The organism is Paenarthrobacter sp. CM16 (assembly GCF_013179505.1).
Classification (GTDB): Bacteria; Actinomycetota; Actinomycetes; order Actinomycetales; family Micrococcaceae; genus Arthrobacter.
Window position 1 is genome coordinate 1 of record NZ_JABMCX010000078.1, and the last position, 17,099, is coordinate 17,099.

At 61.5% G+C, this 17,099-nt stretch carries 20 protein-coding genes and 1 pseudogene; 13 read left to right on the forward strand and 8 right to left on the reverse strand.

The features are described from left to right. Window positions 1-102: 102 nt before the first annotated feature. From HP499_RS08945 to HP499_RS08960, 4 genes are all read left to right on the forward strand, one after another. A complete protein-coding gene (locus tag HP499_RS08945) occupies window positions 103-1,044 on the forward strand; it encodes a carbohydrate ABC transporter permease (protein ID WP_172323741.1) in 942 nt (313 codons plus the stop codon). Next, window positions 1,041-1,940 carry a carbohydrate ABC transporter permease gene (locus HP499_RS08950; RefSeq protein WP_172323742.1) on the forward strand — a complete coding sequence of 300 codons (900 nt, stop codon included), beginning with the start codon at window positions 1,041-1,043 and terminating at the stop codon, window positions 1,938-1,940. The genes HP499_RS08945 and HP499_RS08950 overlap by 4 nt, the downstream gene beginning before the upstream one ends. 64 nt (window positions 1,941-2,004) lie before the next feature. Next, window positions 2,005-3,108 carry a Gfo/Idh/MocA family oxidoreductase gene (locus HP499_RS08955; RefSeq protein WP_172323743.1) on the forward strand — a complete coding sequence of 368 codons (1,104 nt, stop codon included), beginning with the start codon at window positions 2,005-2,007 and terminating at the stop codon, window positions 3,106-3,108. Window positions 3,109-3,110: 2 nt separating this feature from the next. Next, window positions 3,111-3,860 carry a ThuA domain-containing protein gene (locus tag HP499_RS08960; RefSeq protein ID WP_172323744.1) on the forward strand — a complete coding sequence of 250 codons (750 nt, stop codon included), beginning with the start codon at window positions 3,111-3,113 and terminating at the stop codon, window positions 3,858-3,860. A gap of 109 nt (window positions 3,861-3,969) precedes the next feature. On the opposite strand, the gene HP499_RS08965 is transcribed toward HP499_RS08960, so the two are convergent. Then, the gene (locus HP499_RS08965) at window positions 3,970-4,302 is read right to left on the reverse strand and encodes a hypothetical protein (RefSeq protein WP_172323745.1); all 333 of its coding nucleotides are present in this window, start codon (window positions 4,300-4,302) and stop codon (window positions 3,970-3,972) included. A gap of 139 nt (window positions 4,303-4,441) precedes the next feature. Beyond that, the gene (locus HP499_RS08970; RefSeq protein ID WP_172323746.1) at window positions 4,442-5,368 is read right to left on the reverse strand and encodes an NAD-dependent epimerase/dehydratase family protein; all 927 of its coding nucleotides are present in this window, start codon (window positions 5,366-5,368) and stop codon (window positions 4,442-4,444) included. Between the two features lie 86 nt (window positions 5,369-5,454). Here HP499_RS08970 and HP499_RS08975 point away from each other — a divergent pair, with 86 nt between their 5' ends. Both HP499_RS08975 and HP499_RS08980 read left to right on the forward strand, forming a co-directional pair. After that, window positions 5,455-6,054: a TetR/AcrR family transcriptional regulator gene (locus HP499_RS08975; RefSeq protein ID WP_172323747.1), complete on the forward strand. Its 600-nt coding sequence runs from the start codon at window positions 5,455-5,457 to the stop codon at window positions 6,052-6,054. Window positions 6,055-6,093: 39 nt separating this feature from the next. Continuing rightward, on the forward strand, window positions 6,094-6,777 hold the full coding sequence (locus HP499_RS08980) for a type 1 glutamine amidotransferase domain-containing protein (RefSeq protein WP_172323748.1): 684 nt from the start codon (window positions 6,094-6,096) through the stop codon (window positions 6,775-6,777). Window positions 6,778-6,801: 24 nt separating this feature from the next. Here the strand turns inward: HP499_RS08980 and HP499_RS08985 are convergent, their stop codons facing one another. The 4 genes from HP499_RS08985 to HP499_RS09000 form a co-directional block, all read right to left on the reverse strand. Then, a complete protein-coding gene (locus HP499_RS08985; protein WP_172323749.1) occupies window positions 6,802-7,050 on the reverse strand; it encodes a hypothetical protein in 249 nt (82 codons plus the stop codon). 260 nt (window positions 7,051-7,310) lie between these two features. Then, window positions 7,311-8,171, reverse strand: coding sequence for a nucleotidyl transferase AbiEii/AbiGii toxin family protein (locus tag HP499_RS08990; protein WP_172323750.1), 861 nt, complete (start codon window positions 8,169-8,171; stop codon window positions 7,311-7,313). Beyond that, window positions 8,168-8,704, reverse strand: coding sequence for a hypothetical protein (locus HP499_RS08995; protein WP_172323751.1), 537 nt, complete (start codon window positions 8,702-8,704; stop codon window positions 8,168-8,170). Before HP499_RS08995 ends, HP499_RS08990 begins: the two co-directional genes overlap by 4 nt. A 127-nt stretch (window positions 8,705-8,831) precedes the next feature. Then, the gene (locus HP499_RS09000) at window positions 8,832-9,725 is read right to left on the reverse strand and encodes a LysR family transcriptional regulator (protein ID WP_172323752.1); all 894 of its coding nucleotides are present in this window, start codon (window positions 9,723-9,725) and stop codon (window positions 8,832-8,834) included. 116 nt (window positions 9,726-9,841) lie between these two features. On the opposite strand from HP499_RS09000, the gene HP499_RS09005 reads away from it, so the two are divergent. The 4 genes from HP499_RS09005 to HP499_RS25085 all read left to right on the forward strand — a co-directional run bounded on the left by HP499_RS09005 (window position 9,842) and on the right by HP499_RS25085 (window position 14,009). Next, entirely contained in the window at window positions 9,842-10,606 is a 765-nt protein-coding gene (locus tag HP499_RS09005) for an enoyl-CoA hydratase/isomerase family protein (RefSeq protein WP_172323753.1), read from the forward strand. A 17-nt stretch (window positions 10,607-10,623) separates the two neighbouring features. Then, window positions 10,624-12,216, forward strand: a complete 1,593-nt coding sequence (locus HP499_RS09010) for an acyl-CoA synthetase (RefSeq protein WP_172323754.1) — start codon at window positions 10,624-10,626, stop codon at window positions 12,214-12,216. Then, window positions 12,213-13,535 carry an MFS transporter gene (locus HP499_RS09015; protein ID WP_172323755.1) on the forward strand — a complete coding sequence of 441 codons (1,323 nt, stop codon included), beginning with the start codon at window positions 12,213-12,215 and terminating at the stop codon, window positions 13,533-13,535. Before HP499_RS09010 ends, HP499_RS09015 begins: the two co-directional genes overlap by 4 nt. 234 nt (window positions 13,536-13,769) lie before the next feature. Then, window positions 13,770-14,009 (forward strand): hypothetical protein, encoded by a 240-nt coding sequence (locus HP499_RS25085; RefSeq protein ID WP_253951484.1) that lies wholly within the window; start codon window positions 13,770-13,772, stop codon window positions 14,007-14,009. Between the two features lie 84 nt (window positions 14,010-14,093). Here HP499_RS25085 and HP499_RS25565 read toward each other — a convergent pair. Next, a pseudogene (locus HP499_RS25565) lies at window positions 14,094-14,234 on the reverse strand (type IV toxin-antitoxin system AbiEi family antitoxin domain-containing protein); the annotation flags it as partial. Window positions 14,235-14,284: 50 nt separating this feature from the next. Then, window positions 14,285-14,860, reverse strand: coding sequence for a hypothetical protein (locus tag HP499_RS09025; RefSeq protein ID WP_253951485.1), 576 nt, complete (start codon window positions 14,858-14,860; stop codon window positions 14,285-14,287). 146 nt (window positions 14,861-15,006) lie between these two features. On the opposite strand from HP499_RS09025, the gene HP499_RS09030 reads away from it, so the two are divergent. The 3 genes from HP499_RS09030 to HP499_RS09040 form a co-directional block, all read left to right on the forward strand. Beyond that, a complete protein-coding gene (locus HP499_RS09030; protein WP_172323757.1) occupies window positions 15,007-15,159 on the forward strand; it encodes a hypothetical protein in 153 nt (50 codons plus the stop codon). Between the two features lies 1 nt (window position 15,160). Then, window positions 15,161-16,783 carry a hypothetical protein gene (locus tag HP499_RS09035; RefSeq protein WP_172323758.1) on the forward strand — a complete coding sequence of 541 codons (1,623 nt, stop codon included), beginning with the start codon at window positions 15,161-15,163 and terminating at the stop codon, window positions 16,781-16,783. Continuing rightward, the coding region (locus HP499_RS09040) for a DUF6301 family protein (RefSeq protein ID WP_172323759.1) at window positions 16,780-17,099 on the forward strand (320 nt) is incomplete at its 3' end. The genes HP499_RS09035 and HP499_RS09040, both read left to right, overlap by 4 nt.

The window sequence follows — 17,099 nt, forward strand, 5'->3', positions numbered from 1 at the left end:
CTACAAGAACGTCTACGCCGTCCTCTCCGGCACCGCCTCCACCGAGGACGCCGTGAAGAGCATGGCCGAGGAGATCACCAGCGCCAAGGCGAGTTTCTGATCATGGCCACCAAAACAATCCCGCCAAGCCGCGGCCCAGCAAAAACAAGCGGCCGCGACCGCGCAGAGCGGAAGCTCGCGTTCCGCATGACCGCGCCGTCGCTGGTCATCATGGCGCTGGTTGCGGCGGTCCCCATCGGCTACGCGATTTGGCTCTCGCTGAACCAGTACAGCGTCCGCACCGCCGGCCTGTCCCGCTTTGTCGGGCTGGACAACTACATCGCGGCCCTCACCAGCAGCGAATGGTGGGCGGCGTTCGGCCAGACCTTCCTCTTCGCGGGCCTCTCCGTCAGCCTGGAACTCATCCTCGGCACGGCCATGGCGCTCCTGCTCAACCTCGCGTTCAAGGGCCGCGCCGTCCTGCGCACCGTGGTTTTGCTGCCGTACGCGATCATCACCGTGGTCAGCGCCATCACCTGGCAAACCATGTTCCAGCCCAACATGGGCCTGGTCACCAACGTCCTCTCCACGCTGGGACTGCCGGGCGGCGACGTGGTCTGGCTCGGTGAGCACGGCTACGCGATGGCCGTGATCGTCATGGCCGACGTCTGGAAGACCACCCCGTTCGCGGCGCTCATCATCCTGGCCGGCCTGCAGGTCATCTCCGCCGAAACCTACGAGGCCGCGGAACTCGACGGCGCCAGCAAATGGCAGACCTTCGTGAACATCACCCTCCCGCTCCTGCGCCCGGCAATCGTCCTCGCCGCGATCTTCCGCACCATGGACGCCCTCCGCGTCTTCGACCTGCCGTTCGTCCTCACCCGCGGCGCCAACGGCACCGAATCCATGTCCATGCTCGCCTACGGCCAACTGCGCGAAAACCGGCTGGTGGGCGAAGGCTCGGCGCTGTCCATCCTGACCTTCCTCACCGTCATGGTGGTCTCCGTCATCTACATCCGCTTCGGCGGCGGCAACATCCGCGACGTCGCGAAGGAGGAACAATGAGCACGCTGACTGCAGAACGCACGACGCCGGAACTCGCCACAGCGCGCAGGGCGCCGAAGCGCCGCTTGCGCGGGGAATCGAAACTGCACCCACTGGTATGGGTGTTCGTGGTGGCCGTCATGGCTTTCTCGCTCATCCCCTTCTACTGGCTGGTCAACACCTCCCTTAAGAAGGGAGCGAGCCTGTCCAAGGGCGAGCTCTTCCCGAGCCAGCCGACCCTGGAGAACTATCTGGTGGTTTTCCAGAACCCCGAATTCCTCCTGGCCTTGCGCAACTCGGTGATTATCGCCGTCGTAACTACAACAGTGGCGCTGGTATTCGCATCCTTCGCCGCCTATGCGCTGGCCAGGCTGAAGATGCGCCGCAAGGCGATGATCCTGACGCTGATCCTCTCGGTCACCACGTTCCCGGCCATCGCCATCGCGGCCCCGATGTTCTCCATCTGGCGCGAAATCGGCCTGTACGACACCTTGCTTGGCCTCATCATCCCGAAGCTGACGTTCGCCTTGCCGCTGGCGATCTACACGCTGACGTCGTTCTTCAAGGAGATTCCGCGTGAGCTGGAGGAATCCGCGTACATGGATGGCGCCACGCCGTTTGTCGCGTTCCGCAAGGTGATCCTGCCGCTGGCGGTCCCCGGCCTGGCCACGACGGCGATCCTGGTGTTCATCTCCGTCTGGAACGAATTCCTCTTGGCCGTCACGCTGACCACCTCGCCGGAATCACGCCCCGTCCCGGTGGCTATCGCGTTCTTCAGCGGCACCAGCGAGTTCGACCAACCCCTTGGCACCATCAGCGCAGCATCGGTGATCATCACCATCCCACTCGTGATTCTGGTGCTCTTGTGCCAGAAGCGCATCGTGTCCGGCATGACGGCCGGTGCGGTCAAGGGCTAAGCCCGTCACGAAGTCCCCAAACCCCTCACAGACTCTAAGAAACCACCCAAAGAACAGGAACAACGTGAGCATTCAGCAGCAGGCCCCGTCCGCAACCCTCAAGGTAGGAGTTGTGGGCATTGGTTGGGCCGGCCAGCAGCACCTCAAGGCATACAGCAACATTCCCGGCGTCGAAATTATTGCCGTTGCCGGCATGGAGCAGGAGCTTCTTGCCCAGCTGACGGAGGAGTACAGCATCCCTCATGCCTTCGCCCGCTGGGAGGACATGATTGAGCTTGAGGACCTCGACGCCGTTAGCGTCGCCGTCCCCACGTTCCTGCACGCACCCATCGCGATTGCTTCGCTTGAGCGGGGCCTGCATGTGCTGAGCGAGAAGCCGATCGCGCGCAACGCCGTCGAAGGTCAACAGATGGTGGACGCCGCCCGCAAGGCCGGACGCGTGCTGGACGTCGCGTTCAACCACCGCCGCCGCGGCGACATCCAGGCGCTGAAGGAAGTGATCGACGCCGGGACGCTGGGACGTCCGTACTACGCCAAGGCATCGTGGCTCCGACGTCAAGGGATTCCGATGCTGGGCAGCTGGTTCACTAACCCTGAGCTCGCCGGTGGAGGTCCGCTGGCTGATATCGGCGTCCACGTGCTGGACTACTCGCTGCACCTGCTGGGGGAGCCGAAGGTCCTGGCGGTCTCGGCCTCAACCCACTCCGAACTCGGTCCCCGCGGCCTCGGCGGGAACGCCCGCTACACAGCCTCGAACTCCAGCCATAAGTTTGAAGTGGAAGACTTCGCCTCCGCATTTATTCGCTTGGAAGGTGGCGGTACCTTGATCCTCGAAGCCGGCTGGGCAACTTACCGCGACGAGCGTGACCTGATGGACTTCACCGTTTACGGGACCGACGGCGGTGCGGACTTGCGCTCGGTGGGCGCCTCCGAGAACCCGGTTGCCGACGTTCATGTCTTCACCGAGAAGGACGGCGAGAACGCGGACTTCGAGGTGGTGGCCGAACCCGGGCGAGCCCACCAGGCCGTCGTCGACGATTTCATTTCCGCCGTGCGCGGTGGCGAAACTGTGTGGGGAAGCCATGACGGTTCGCTTGCCCTGAGCCGCGCGCTGGTACTCGATGCTTGTTACAAATCCGCCCTCGAACAACGTGAAGTGGTGCTCTGAAAATGACTGATTCGAAATTGAAGATTGTTGTCTGGAACGAGGCCGTCCACGAGGCCCGCAACGAGCCCGCCACGATCGGCGAGATGTACCCCGAAGGGATCCACGGCGCCATCGCTGCCGGGCTCCGCGGTTTCTACCCGGACTCTGAGATCTCCACGGCTACCTTGGCCGAACCCGAGCACGGGCTCTCCGAAGAAGTCCTGGAGCAGACTGATGTGTTGCTGTGGTGGGGGCACATCGCCCATCAGGAAGTCGCTGACGAAGTGGTGGAGCGCGTGCAGCGGCATGTCCTGGGCGGAATGGGTTTGGTGGTGCTGCACTCCGGCCACTTCGCCAAGATCTTCACCCGTTTGTTGGGCACTACCTGTTCGCTGAAGTGGCGCAACGAAGGCGAACGCGAGCTCGTGTGGACGGTCAAGCCTTCGCACCCGATCGCAGCCGGGATTGAGAGCCCGATTGTGATTCCCCAGCAGGAAATGTACGGCGAGCTGTTCGACATTCCGGAGCCCGATGACCTGATCTTCATCAGCTCGTTCACCGGGGGAGAGGTGTTCCGCTCAGGCGTGACGTTCTCCCGTGGCAAGGGCCGGATCTTCTACTTCAGCCCCGGCGACCAGGAATACCCCGTGTACTACCAGCCGCAGATCCAGAAGGTCATCGCCAACGGTGTCGGCTGGGTTGCTCAGCCGGGTGTGTTCCGGGAAGCGCCGGAGGTCAGCAACCCTGCGCGGGGGTGGTTCGAGGAGGCGTAGGGCCACTGGGGTTCTGTTCTCTGGTCCGAGCTGGGTCTGGCCACCCAGGACCTAGGTGTCGTCCTCATGTGTTCTGCTCGGACACTGCCGGAACAGGGTGGTGGCATACCTATTTCCCGGCGCTGCCGGGAGGAGAATCTGGTGACTGAGGGCCTTGCCGCTCAAGGGGGAGGCCAGCAGCGATCCGCCGACGATCTTCTTTTGCCGAATCGTTAAGAACCTTCAAGCCCCGCACGCCTCGCGCTATGACGATGACGAGCGCAGCAACGAAGAGAACGACCACCAGCGCGATGGCCCAGTAGGTACTGGGGTCGTAGCCGTTGGGCCGGAAGATGAGTACGACGAGGAAGGCTAACAAGGCCAGAAACTTACCAAGGGTTGAGCCGCGATAGACAAAGAAGGCGGCATCCTGGGTCGCCTTGCTGGACCGGCCTTCCTTCAATCGTGGTCACCCCTGACTCTTTGGGTTCCTAGTGTGCCCGGACGTCTAGAAGATGAACCTACTCCGGGACGTGCGTGGCTGGGAAGCCTAACCATGTACTGACGCTAACCCAAGGGCCCCGCTGTAGTCATGGGGCGCCTTAGAGGGCTTCCCGACGGATGATGGCGAGTCCATCACGGTAGTTGGTGACGGGGAAGTCCGGGAAGCGCGAGCTGAACTTCGTGGAGTCGAAGATGTTGTGGTGCTCGTAGCGCGGCAACAGTTCCCTAAGTTCCCGTACCTGCGGTGAGAACAGCCCCACTGCGTTGAGAACCCAGCGGGGAACCACTGTGTAACCAGGCTTCCGGCCGAACGCTTCACTGGCAATGGTGGCGAACTCCCGGTAGCTCGGCCGTCGCTGATCGACCGGAAGGTGCCAGGTCTGTCCGAAGGCGTCCGGTGTGTTGCCTAGAAGGGCAAGCGCGCGGCTCGCGTCCGGGGTCCAGATGAGTGTTCGTTGGCGGTCGTCGCGCACCGGGACGCGGGGTTTCTTACCAGCCTTGAGAGGGTCAATGATCAGGGCGTTGGTGAAGCTCTGTGTCTTGCCCGGACCGTAAAACTCCGGAGCTCTCGCGACGAGTACCGGTATGTCGCCCCTGGCCATCTCCTCAAGCACCATTGTTGCCATCTCGGCACGGACTTTGCCTTTGCGTCCGTTGGGAGCGAAGGGAGTCTCTTCAGTCTGCATCCGCTCGTCCTGCGGGTACATGTACGTGTTATCGAAGTAGACGAATTTCGCACCAGCAGTTCGGGATGCTTCCAGCGTATTCCTGAGCATCGTTGGGAACTGGGCCTCCCACAGTTCGGTGTTCGCTGGGAGTCCGGCGGTGAAATAGACGATGTCGCTGCCTTCGACGGCCGCGGTTGTCTGGCTGGCGTCGAGCAGGTCCGCCTTTACGAGGGAGTCTGACTCGTTGACCTTGCGGGGATTTCGACTGACAAGCCGCAGGTCCTCTGTGTACGTGCGGTTTAACTCCTGAGTGAGTTCCACCGCGATCTGGCCGTTCGCGCCCAGTATGGTCTGCACTACAAACCTCCGCTAATCGGATGACATTGGAATCGCAATGCGATATGTTTGCACTGCTTACATCAGCGTAGGAGGCAAAGTTAGCAGTGTCAACATCGACCAAGAGTTACCACCACGGCGACCTTCGAGCGGCCCTGATCGCCGCCGCCGTCGAAGGTCTTGAAGCGGGGGAGCCGTTTTCATTGAGGGCCGTTGCCCGCCGCGCGGGCGTTTCTCCGACCGCCCCTTACCGCCACTTCGCGGACAGGGAAGCACTCGACAGTGCGGTCGCGGTGGAGGGCTTCAAGGATCTCCGGGCGGACCTTGAGGCTGCGTTGGCGCTCCCGACCAAACTGGCTAGTCCGGAGGAAGTAATCGGAGCCCTGGGTGTTGCCTACGTTGGATTCGCGCTCAGGCGACCGGCCGTGTTCCGGCTGATGTTCGGCAACGAATGCGACGAAGAGAACAGCGAGCGTGTGCAAGCTTCCGGGCAGCTCCACGAGATGTTGAACAAAGCGATCGAGCGGCTCTTCCCTGGCGCGCCAACCTCCGGGCTGTCCATCGCGCTGTGGAGCGTGGCCCATGGCCTGGCGTTCCTGCATCTGGATGGCAAGTTGCGTCCTCAATCCGACGACGACGTGGCGGCGCGCGTGAAGTCGGCGGTTTCGGCGATCTTCGCGCTCAGCGACATTAAGCCGGCCCGCTAGGCGAAGCCGGATCCGCACACTTACTTGAGGAGACAGAACATGACCAAGCGAATTCTCCACGTCGTCACCAACGTGGGCCAGTACGACGACCCGTCCCACTCCACCGGCCTGTGGCTCTCCGAGCTGGTTCATGCCTGGGAGGTGTTCGAGGCGCGCGGATTTGAGCAGGAAATCGTCAGCCCCAAGGGAGGGTTTGCTCCGTTGGAGCCGCGATCCCTGAAGTTCCCCAGCTACGACAAAGCGGCCAAATCCTGGCACAACGATCCTGAGCGAATGGCACTTCTCGAAAACACCGCCAGCCCGGAGAACATCAACTCGGCCGACTTTGACGCCATCTATTTCACCGGCGGCCACGCCGTCATGTACGACTTCCCTGACAGCGAAGGACTACAGAAGATCAGCCGCGAAATCTGGGAACGAGGTGGCATCGTATCTTCGGTCTGCCACGGCTACTGCGGCCTGCTCAACATCAGGCTTTCCGACGATACTCTCCTCGTCGAGGGCCGCAAGGTAACCGGCTTCGCTTGGCAGGAAGAAGTCCTGGCCCGGGTGGACAAGCTGGTGCCCTACAACGCTGAGGAGGAGATGAAGAAACGCGGAGCCCTCTATGAGAAAGCACTGCTCCCGTTCGTCTCCTATGCCATCGCTGACGGCAACCTGGTCACCGGACAGAACCCTGGGTCGGCCAGGGCGACGGCAGAGAAAGTTGCCGCGCTTCTCTAAGGCGCCGCGTGGGGTCGGCGGGGCTTATCTCTTGTCTGCGATTTCCATGGCAGCTCGTCGGGACCTGATGATTGCCAGTCCGAAAACGCTGCCTGCAGCGGCCAGGAAGAAGAACAGCACCAGCAGTGGCCCCGACATCCCAGGGAAGAGCGGGTTGCGGCCGGTCAGGAAGATTGAAGCCAAGAGGCCCACCATCGACACGCAGAAAATCAGCCCCAGTGCCTTCTGCATGCGGCCCTGGCGAATTGGCAGTGACTTGTTTGAAGTAGCCATGGATTGATCCTATGCCGACAGGTCCGGTGAGCATCGGGCGCAGCCATTTCACGCCGTGTCTTCAGGCCGTCACGTCGTCGCCTCTCCCAAGATCAGGTACCACTTCCCTGTCTGTGAGGGGTTACAGAAGGTCACCCGCGAAATCTGGGACCGAGGCGGCATCGCATCTTCGGTCGGCCACGGCTACTGGGGGGAAAGAATCCGCGCTTTTCTAAAAAACGTCTGATGGTGACAGGAGATTCGATTGGCAGAGGCGGGGATCAACCAACTTCAGAGAGTGACTGCTGGTCGTTTGGTGCCGCTTGATCAACATCGGCGATGAATTTATTCAGCCACTCGATTGCAGGAGCGACATCAGGTACGACGTCGAGGCCCTCGGCAGCTTCGGCGTAGAGGGTCGCCCAGCCTGCTCCCTCGGTAACTATAGGAGGCCAAATATGGGCCTTTCGGTAGTCGAATAAACGAACACATGTGGCACGGACCGCCGCCAGGTTCAGCTGCTCGCGAGAGCCCAGGAGCTGCAGGTCTATAAGGTCCCGGGCGCGGTCGCTGCCGGATGCGGTGGATGCGTGTATCTTTTGGGCGATTTGGTGGTCTGCCGGCATTACCGCCACTGGACTTGGGGCAGGGAGACCTACAGAAGTGAACATCTCGACGATGCTGGGCGCCAGTGTGAAATCGGGATCGTCAGCATCGCCAATCTCATTGTGGCCGAGTTCGAACGGCACTGTGCACCAGGGCTTCCCCTCGTAATCGAGCTTCACATCGAACGGCTTCATTACATAGGGGGCGGGAATTCCTTTGGGTTTCGGGGCTTTTCGTTCGGCCAACCGGCCAGTGAAACGAGCCCATCCCTGGGCTAGCCGCTCCTCGAAGTCGGCTCGGAAGCTCGACAGTCCTCCTGATCGGGCGGCGTCAAGGTCGCGGGTAAACCTTGTGTCGGAGCCGTATCGCAGCGCCATCGCACTGCCACCTTTTACTGCACCTTCGGGCAGCATCTGGCCGATCACCACTAGGGCCATCGTCGTCCGCCGGCGAAGGGTGAGGCTTGCGTCTACCTCGAGGTTCTTCAACCGCTGGTTAAGGGCGGCAAGATTCCGGGGCGGGGTGTCGTAGCTCATTTGGAGAGCTCCTTCCGCACCCGGTTCCACTCCGCCGTCGTCAGGAGTCCCTCAGTCCGGGCCTTAGCGGCCGCGTCCCGCAGTCGCGTGCTTGGGACTCGGCCGAGGCATTCGAGGAGAGCTTCGCTAAGCTGCTGGGCACGGATCCCCCGGTAGCGTGTAACCTTCGTTCCGGCCTGCGCCTTGGTGACTTTCACATAGGGGGGCATTGTGCGGCGGACCCGACGTTCGGTCCCAACAGTGATCTTTGTAGGATTCACGTCCCCAAGCCCGAGGAGGGCCAGAACGGATTCTCCGCGAAGGTAGGCATCGTCTCCCGCGCGCAATGTCGCTTCGGCGAATTGATCTTCGTCCGTCGGGGGAATGTCGCTCATGCGGTAGAGGCCGTATCCGACGTGATCGAGGCCGCCACGGGCTGTGAGTTTGGGCAATTCGACGGCAGGCACGCCGGCGGTCACGGCATCCGCGGTTGTGACATAACCATGGTTGTCGTAGGCGATCTCCCGCAGCACGTCGCGATATGTTGTCCTCATGGCAAAACAATACCGTAGGCGGTATTGTTTTGCCATTTCTTGCAATCAATTTTGATGTCGTGACTATACCGAAAACGGTATCATTTTGACTCTCCGCAACTTGCTTTGAGGACGCCAACGCAGTCCACTACCCATGCCCACCCGCCTCCAGCCCCGCCCCGACGGCCGCAACAAACGCGTCCGTCTCAGCTGACCGCCTGCTCTTCAGCCACAGCGCCGACGTCCGCCAAGCCAACGGATCACCAACCAACGGACGCCACACCATCCCTGGAGGCAGCGGCGTCCACGGCTCCTCGTTGAAGTGCACCCCGCGGCCGGCCATGATCAACCCGTGAGTGAAGTGCTGATTCCGGGCGTGAACGATAGCCGCCGGCAAATACCCGGCGTCCCGGCACGTGTGCAGGAACGAGTCGTACAACGTCGGGGCCATATGCCGCGGGAAGATGATCAACGGATTTCCTGCCAGGTCACCCAGCGGCACAGCCTCCAATAAAGCCAACGGATGCGAAGCATTCAGAACCACCCCAAGAGCCCGCGTGTACAGTGGCCCTGACTCAAAACCCACGCTGCTCAAAGGGTGACGGACCACCGCAACGTCCAGTTCGCCGTCGCGCAGTCGCTCAACCTGCTCCACGGTGGTGAGCTCGTGCAAATTCAGCAGAACGTCAGGCGCAGACGCAGCAAATGAAGAAACCATCGTGGACAGGGCAACCGGGTTCGTATCCGGCGGCACCGCTACCTGCAGGATGCCCGAAGCGCCAGGTCGGATCCGCCGCATGGACTCCTGCGCCATAGCCACGTGATCCAGCACCCCACGCGCGTGCTCCAACAGCAAGGCTCCTGCTTCGGAGAGCTCCACACCGCTGCGTCGGCGGTGGAACAGCAGCACCCCGAGCTCCTTCTCCAGGTCCTTGATCCGTTGCGACAGCGGCGGCTGGGCCATGTGCAAGCGCTGGGCAGCACGCCCGAAATGCAACTCCTCAGAGAGCACAACAAAGTACTTGAGATGGTGAAGGTCCATCGCCGCACCATACCAGTTTGGTATCAAGACGAGTAGATATTGATGTTAGACGGGTCACATTTACCGATGGTCAGATGGGAGTCAAGAAACCCCAACGAACCAAAGGAATTTCCCCAATGTCCCAAGATGTCCTCTTCGAACAGACCGGCCCCACCGCCATCATCACGCTCAACCGCCCTGACAAGCTCAACGCCTGGACCGAAGCCATGCGCAGCGAACTCATCGACTACCTGGAAGGCCTCAAAGTCAACGATGAGATCCGCACGGTCATCCTCACCGGCAGCGGCCGCGCATTCTGTGCCGGCCAGGACCTGGCCGAGACCGCATCCCTGAACCCCGAGGATCACGAGTCCGCGGAAGCATGGATCGACGGTTTTGACCGGCTCTACCGGGCCGTCCGAAACCTCGACCAGATCACCATCGCCGCGGTAAACGGCGTCGCCGCCGGCTCCGGCTTCCAGTACTCACTCCTCGCAGACCTGCGCGTCGGCGACTCCAAAGTCCGAATGGGCCAACCCGAAGTCCTCTCAGGCATCCCTAGCATCACGGGAATTTGGGCCATGTGGAGCATCCTGGGCAAGTCCAAGACCTCCCAGTTCGTCCTCACCGGCGAGCTGGTGGACGCAGCCGAGGCTCAGCGTCTCGGCCTCCTTAATTACTTGGCGGACGACGGCGGCGTGCTGGCTTACGCCAAGGACCTCGCCGCCCGCTTGAGCCTCCTTCCCCCGGGCGCAGTCCGCCTGACCAAGAACCGGCTGCGCAGCCTGGAAGACGACGACCTCACCGACGCGATGGCAGAAGCCAAGCGCGTGCACCGCGAGGCCTATGGCACCGGCGAACCGCAGCGCGAAATGGCCCGCTTCCTCGCCGGGCGCCGCTGAAGGGACGGGACACCAACGTGAAAACCGCAACCCAAGACCGCTACGCCGAACTGCGGAACAGCCACCGCTGGGAGGTGCCTGAGCTCTACAACATGGCCGTCGACGTCGCCGACCGGCACCCAAGGGACAAACGCGCGCTCATCCTGGAGTCCGCCGTCGAAGGTCAACGAGAGGTGAGCTGGGGCGAAATCCAGGACCGTTCCCGTCAGATCGCCGCCACCCTGCAAAAGGCCGGCATCAAGAAAGGTGACCGGGTCGCCGTCTTGCTGCCCCAGCGCTCCGACACCCCGGCCGCATACCTCGGTGTGCTCCGGACCGGCGCCATCCTGGTCACGATGTCCCTGCTCTGGGCCGCAGAGCCGATCCGCTTCCGGCTTGAGGACAGCGGGGCGTCGGTGATCATCGCTGAAGAGTCAGCGAAGCACCTCTTTGAGGACTATGAGGGCACGTTCATCGACATTGAAAGCCCGGAAATCAAAGAGGCAACCACCGAATTCCAGGATGTCGAAACCAAAGCCGACGATCCCGCCCTCATCTTCTACACCTCGGGCACCACGGGCCGGGCCAAGGGAATCGTCCACGCGCACCGGACCCTCTTGGGCCACAACGAGTTCGAGTACTGCCACCAGATCGGCGACGGCGACGTCTTCTATGGCGCGGGGGACTGGGCGTGGTCGCTCGCCAAGCTCATGGGGCCGCTCCGGCTTGGCGCCACGCACCTGGTTTTCCGGCCCCACGGCGGTTTCGATCCGGCGGCCCTGCTGGAGAGCATGAGCCGCCACCGTGTCACCAGCGCGCTGGTCAACCCCACGTTCCTGCGAAAGATGCGCGAAGACGTGCCCGACGCCGGTACTCGCTTCCCGCTGTCCCTGCGGACGGTTTGTTCGTCCAATGAGCCGCTGACGCCGGACCTGATCACGTGGTTCGAAGCGCAGTACGGAGTGACGTTGCTGGATTACTACGGTTCTACGGAGTCGTACCCGCTGCTGGGCAACTATCCGGACGTGCCGGTCAAGCCCGGTTCCATGGGCCGTCCACTTCCTGGATGGGAGGTCCGCCTGCTGGACGACAACGAACATGAAGTCCCCGCAGGCGAGACCGGTGAGGTCTGCCTCCGGGCGCGCTCCAACCCGCAATTTCCCTTGGGATACTGGAACATGCCGGAGGCGTCCGCCGCCGCATTCGGCGGCGGCTGGTACCACACCAAAGACCAGGCCTACGCGGACGACGACGGCTACTTCTGGTTCCTGGGGAGGACCGACGACGTCATCAAAACGTCCGGCTACCGCGTTGGACCCTATGAGCTGGAGGCAGTCATTCGTGAGCTCGATCCCGTGCGGGACGTGTCCGTCACCGGTGTGCCCGACGAGCTCCGCGGTCAGTCCATCAAGGCCTGGATCGAACTGATGCCCGGTCACGCTGGGGGAGCGGAACTGAGCGAAACCATCGTGGCGCACGTGAAGGAGAACTTCTCCCGCTTCGCGTACCCGCGATTCATTGAATACGTCTCCGCGCTGCCGAAGTCCGCCACCGGAAAAGTCCAACGGGCCCAGCTCCGCGAACTCCCACACGTTGTAGCCTCTCCCCGCTTAGAAGGACAACAATCATGAATACGATGACCCAGAAAGTAGCTGACACCGAGTCTTCCCCCCGGCGCAGCCTCAAGCGCGTAGCCGCGGCGGCCGCCGTCGGAAATTTCGTCGAATGGTTCGACTCCGCGGCTTATGCGGTCATGTCCGTCACCATTGCGAAGCTCTTCTTCCCGGATTACTCCACGACGGCGTCACTTCTGGCCGTGTGGGCGATCTTCGCCGGCGGCTTCATTGCCAGGCCGCTCGGGGCGGCTTTCTTTGGACGCTATGGTGACCGGATTGGTCGAAACAAGATGCTCGGCCTGTGCGTGCTGATCATGAGTGCGGCGACGTTCTGCATTGGCATCCTGCCGACGTTCGCGGTGATCGGCATTTGGGCCCCGATTCTCTTGTTCGTATTCCGCGCCGTTCAGGGCTTCACGACCGGCGGCGAATACACGGGATCGTCGGCGTTTATTGTTGAATACGCTCCGGAAGGCAAGCGGGCGACGTACGCAAGCATTATCCCGGCCACCGTCGGCCTGGCTTCTGTGGCAGGTGCGTTGCTGGGCGCCGCGATCACCGCGACGTTGAGCACTGAAGACCTCCAGGCCTGGGGCTGGCGTATTCCGTTCCTGCTGGCTGCGCCGCTGGGCCTGATCGGACTGTATATACGGTCAAAGGTTGACGACACCCCCGTGTTCCGTGGTCTTGAGAAGACGGGCGAAGTGGCAAAGCGGCCTTTGGGCGATGCCATCCGCATGTGTTCGCGCCAGATCTTCACTCTCTTCGGTTACAGCATCACCAACGCAATCGCGTACTACCTGATGAGCAGCTACATGATTGCGTACATGACCTCGAGCCTTGGGTATTCCTCGGCCGAGTCCATGATCACCAGCGTGATCACGATGCTGGTGTACACGGCGGTTTGTCCTCTGGCTGCACGTGGAAGTGACCGCTACGGCCGGAAACGGATGCTGCTGGTGGCCTGCGTGGGCTTCGTGGTGATGACCATTCCGGCGTTCTCCATCATGCCGCTGGGTCTCGGATTCGCGATCCTGGGAACGAGCGTCCTGGGTGCGTTGGTCGCCGTGATCGGAACGTCCAACGTGCCGGCGCTGGTGGAGATGTTCCCGTCATCGGTCCGGGCATCCGGCTCAGCGATTGGTTACACCCTGGCCTACGTGCTGTTCGGTGGAACGGCTCCCTTTGTAGCCACCGGTTTGGTTGCAGGCTTTGGCTCACCGCTGGCTCCGGCCTTCTACCTGATGGGAATGGCATTGGTCTCGGCGGTGGTGGTGGTCCTGTTCTTCCGGGAAACCAAGGACCTGTCACTGTCGCGGACCACGGTTCTGTAAGTTCGTTTGGCTTGATGGGGGTTGGGTTGGGTGCTTCTCAGCGCCCAACCCAACCTTTTGCATAGCCCCGGGACGAACTTCGGCGCTTCAGCATGTTTACTCCGCCTGGGTCTTTGGGCAGCTTGGCGGGTTTCGAGTCTCTCAAGGAATCTGGCTCTGCGGTCATGAGGTCCCCAAGGCTGCGATGATGCGAGCTTCCGCGTCGGGATGCAGTAGGCCCCTCTCACGGGCTTGATGAGTGGCCTCGATAAGTCGGTCGGTCATAATCCTGCCGCGGGCACCAAGGATGGCGCTTTCGACAGTCATAGCCGGGACACCTTCTATGCTGTCTCGCTGATCCTCAGGCACGGCACGGCGGATAACTTCTACGGTCCCGGGGAGTTGGGCGCGTACGCGACGGCTGGATGCCACTCGAATTCGTCGCAGGTTGACCTGCGCCAAGTGGTGAGCCGCAAGGACTGCTTCGTCGGCTAGGACAGCGCCTTCTCCGACTAGGGCAACGGCCTGCGCGTACTCATCAAGCTCACCGGCGGGTGCTTCATCCATCCTGTAGACGCCTTGGCCGAGCCTGGTGAGAGCCCCCCGCGCAGCAAGCTTTCGCAGCTCCACTGTTGGAACTCCCGCGGCCTCTGCAGATCGGCTCGTCACTACTCCGTGGGTCTCGAAGGCCAACTCGCGCAGTGTTCGACGATAAGTCATTCCCGCCACCTCCCCTCGGTCCCAAACGTACCATTATTGGTACGGAATTGTCATGAAACTTCCCTGATGAACGCCTCTACCCGCGTGAACACTTCAGCCTGAACTTGTTGAGAGGCACGCCAATCATTGGGAATCTGCAAGGAGTGATCGGCCCCCGGCACCTCAAAGAACGTGCCGGCAGTTTCTGACTTACGTCCGCCGTCCCACAGTTTGTCCTGGGAACCACCGATAAACAGGTCATCCTTTGACGATGCACGGATGGTGCTTCGGACCTGCTCGTCTGTGAGCAAAGGTGTCAGCCAGATCCCTGGGATTCGGGCCTCCTCGGCCCAAGGAATGGACAAAGTGCTGAATGACTTTGCCACAATCAACCGCTGATGGGAATCGGGTGCGGCAGCAAAAGCCTGCCTGGCGGCGTTGGCCGCAAATTCGTGTGGGTCAGTACTGGGCGAATCGTCAGAGGTCCACCGGACAGCCTGCACATGCCAGCCCAGGGCGCCCAGCATTTCACCAATCCAGAAGAGGACGGGTCCCTCCACCGGATATCCGGAACCGGGCAGCAGAACAGCTACTTTGGGTTGCTCCGAGTTATCAGTGGTGGCTTTTGCCCAGGTGAAAGACTCCATAGGGGGATGCTACTTGGCCGCTGTTTTGTCCTCGCTGAGGGCCTAGAAATTGATAGTTACGTGTCATGAACTGTCGGTCTCGTCTTTTACACTGAGGACAAATGCCCAGAGAAACCATCTGAGGCTCGTGTTTTGGGGGAGAACAGATGACAGAACCGGTGACGTGGAAAGCCATGTCCCCAGCCGAGGTCTGTGATCTTATGGACTTCCGGGCTGCCGCTGACTGCAACCCGAAGAGTCTCAGTGCGATGTTCCAGACTCCCCAGGGCGTTGAGATCGACCGGAAGCTGGGGGACTAACGTGGCCAGCGCAAAAGGGCGCCAATCCCGCGTCCCCAACCGTCCGGCGTCGAATCATTCCCTGGAAAAAGACCAGCCGACACCGCTCATCAAGCCTGGAAAGTATGCCGTCCTTGACGGTGTTGAGTATCAGATCCTGCGCCGGGGAGATGCTTGGGTGTTGTTGACGGATCAGCCAACGCCGGGTTTCAGTGCTTGGGGCAAGCACGGATACATCCGGGAGATCGGTCCGGGGGAGCAGTTGGAGTGCCATGACATCAAGCATCGTGGCATGTACCGGGGCTTGATCATCGAAGTCCATCGGAGTGGCCCACACGGATTCTTGGTGAGTAGCCTGGACCCCTCGGCAGGCGACGAAGGGTTTGAAGGCTTTGATCCCCGTGACCGGGATCAGGAAAAGAATATCCCTCATGATGACCCGGACCTCTTGTTCAGCACTGTCCGGACGCGGGTGCCGATGCCTTGGGCTGAGCGGACACCAGTCGAACGGGCGACGTTCGACTGGAACGATTTCCGGGACAGGCTCGCAGTAACGCTCCGAGGCTTAACGGACCGTGCCATTCTGATCATCACCTCCAGCGTGTACCCGAACAGGTATGTGCAATTCGCGAGGCAGGGCGACCGTCTTGAAGCAGAGGCCCCGGGAAAAGATGTCGTGGCTAACGCCGTCGAGTCCGTGCTCAACGGCAGCGGTTGGCAGGCACCCGGGGTTGGGCAGCCGAACTGGTCCTCTGTCCTCCCGCTTCCGGCGTTGACCTCCGAGTTCCGTGAGCTCGCGGAGCGGTGCGTGGCCGCGTTGCGAAACTCCTACGGCGTCAAGAGTCCGGACGACCTCAGCTATCGGGCCTGGCGTGAGGCAGAACTGATGGCACCAGGACAGACTTGGTCGGCGGAACGGGTAGCCGGGATGGATCCAGGTTCCACTTCCCTGGAACTCCCCGGACTGGGGCTGGACTCGAACCGACTCGACTCAACGGGGACAGTGGAACGGGAGCGGCAACCCACCCTATGGGTCAGCTCCTTGGATCACCCTTTGGTCGAGGAGATTCTCGGCACCCCGCCCATGAAGGCGATCAACCCTCGGGTGAAGCTGAGCCTGCTCACTCACCCTGACGGTGTTCTGGAATGGAGGTTCCTGGCGGGGACGAAGGTCATCGCGGTGACCGATGATGGCACCCTGGAATTGCGTCATGCCGGCTCCAACCCAACGAAAGTAGTGGCCCGGGCTGACTCTGTTCGGCCCTTCGTCCTGGACCTGGTGCAGGGGATGCTCTGGCCGGAGAAGCAGGTAGCCACCTTTGAGGATGCGTCCGGGGTTGGTGTAAAAGTCGGCCCCAATGGCAAAGAGATTCGATGGGGACGCGGTCACTGGGTGGATTTCATCGGCGGTTTCGAGACCTTCCGGGCGGCCTACCCCCTGATTCACATGCTCAATGCCACCGACGCCGAGATTGTTCAGTCAATCGAGGCCGCTGACGGTCGACCCGTTTTCAGGGTGGGTGAGTCGTTGAAGGATGCCGCTGCCGCGGCCGGGTACAACTTCAACTTTTTCAGCTACTCCGCTTGGAGGGTCTGGCTGGAGAGGGCAAAAAGCGAAAACCAAGAAAAAGGGGGAAACACGTGACCTGGAAATCAATGACGGCTGCCGAGGCCTGCGACATCATGGACTTCTGGATCGCGGCCCCATGGCCGCTGTCAGAGGCCGAGACCCAACAACGTGCTGTGGAGCGGTTCGGGTGGACCACCGAAGTCGAGAACGGCAGGTCTTACCTGATGAACACAGTTTCCAACTTCACGTTCCCTGACGTCATGACCATCGAAGTCAAGAACGTCATGAGGGCAATGAGCCTCGATACCTCGGACAGCATCCGGGACATCACGCCGGAATTCACTGATTTCCTCAATGATGCTTTCACCCTCATGGTTCGCGAAGGCCAAGC

Bases quoted from the DNA above. Each gene is read 5' to 3' on its own strand.
- HP499_RS08945 (WP_172323741.1), top strand. From the start codon at position 103: ATGGCCACCAAAACAATCCCGCCAAGCCGCGGCCCAGCAAAAACAAGC.
- HP499_RS08950 (WP_172323742.1), top strand. From the start codon at position 1,041: ATGAGCACGCTGACTGCAGAACGCACGACGCCGGAACTCGCCACAGCG.
- HP499_RS08960 (WP_172323744.1), top strand. From the start codon at position 3,111: ATGACTGATTCGAAATTGAAGATTGTTGTCTGGAACGAGGCCGTCCAC.
- HP499_RS08980 (WP_172323748.1), top strand. From the start codon at position 6,094: ATGACCAAGCGAATTCTCCACGTCGTCACCAACGTGGGCCAGTACGAC.
- HP499_RS08985 (WP_172323749.1), bottom strand. From the start codon at position 7,050: ATGGCTACTTCAAACAAGTCACTGCCAATTCGCCAGGGCCGCATGCAG.
- HP499_RS08990 (WP_172323750.1), bottom strand. From the start codon at position 8,171: ATGAGCTACGACACCCCGCCCCGGAATCTTGCCGCCCTTAACCAGCGG.
- HP499_RS08995 (WP_172323751.1), bottom strand. From the start codon at position 8,704: ATGAGGACAACATATCGCGACGTGCTGCGGGAGATCGCCTACGACAAC.
- HP499_RS09000 (WP_172323752.1), bottom strand. From the start codon at position 9,725: ATGGACCTTCACCATCTCAAGTACTTTGTTGTGCTCTCTGAGGAGTTG.
- HP499_RS09005 (WP_172323753.1), top strand. From the start codon at position 9,842: ATGTCCCAAGATGTCCTCTTCGAACAGACCGGCCCCACCGCCATCATC.
- HP499_RS09015 (WP_172323755.1), top strand. From the start codon at position 12,213: ATGAATACGATGACCCAGAAAGTAGCTGACACCGAGTCTTCCCCCCGG.
- HP499_RS25085 (WP_253951484.1), top strand. From the start codon at position 13,770: ATGAGTGGCCTCGATAAGTCGGTCGGTCATAATCCTGCCGCGGGCACC.
- HP499_RS09025 (WP_253951485.1), bottom strand. From the start codon at position 14,860: ATGGAGTCTTTCACCTGGGCAAAAGCCACCACTGATAACTCGGAGCAA.
- HP499_RS09030 (WP_172323757.1), top strand. From the start codon at position 15,007: ATGACAGAACCGGTGACGTGGAAAGCCATGTCCCCAGCCGAGGTCTGT.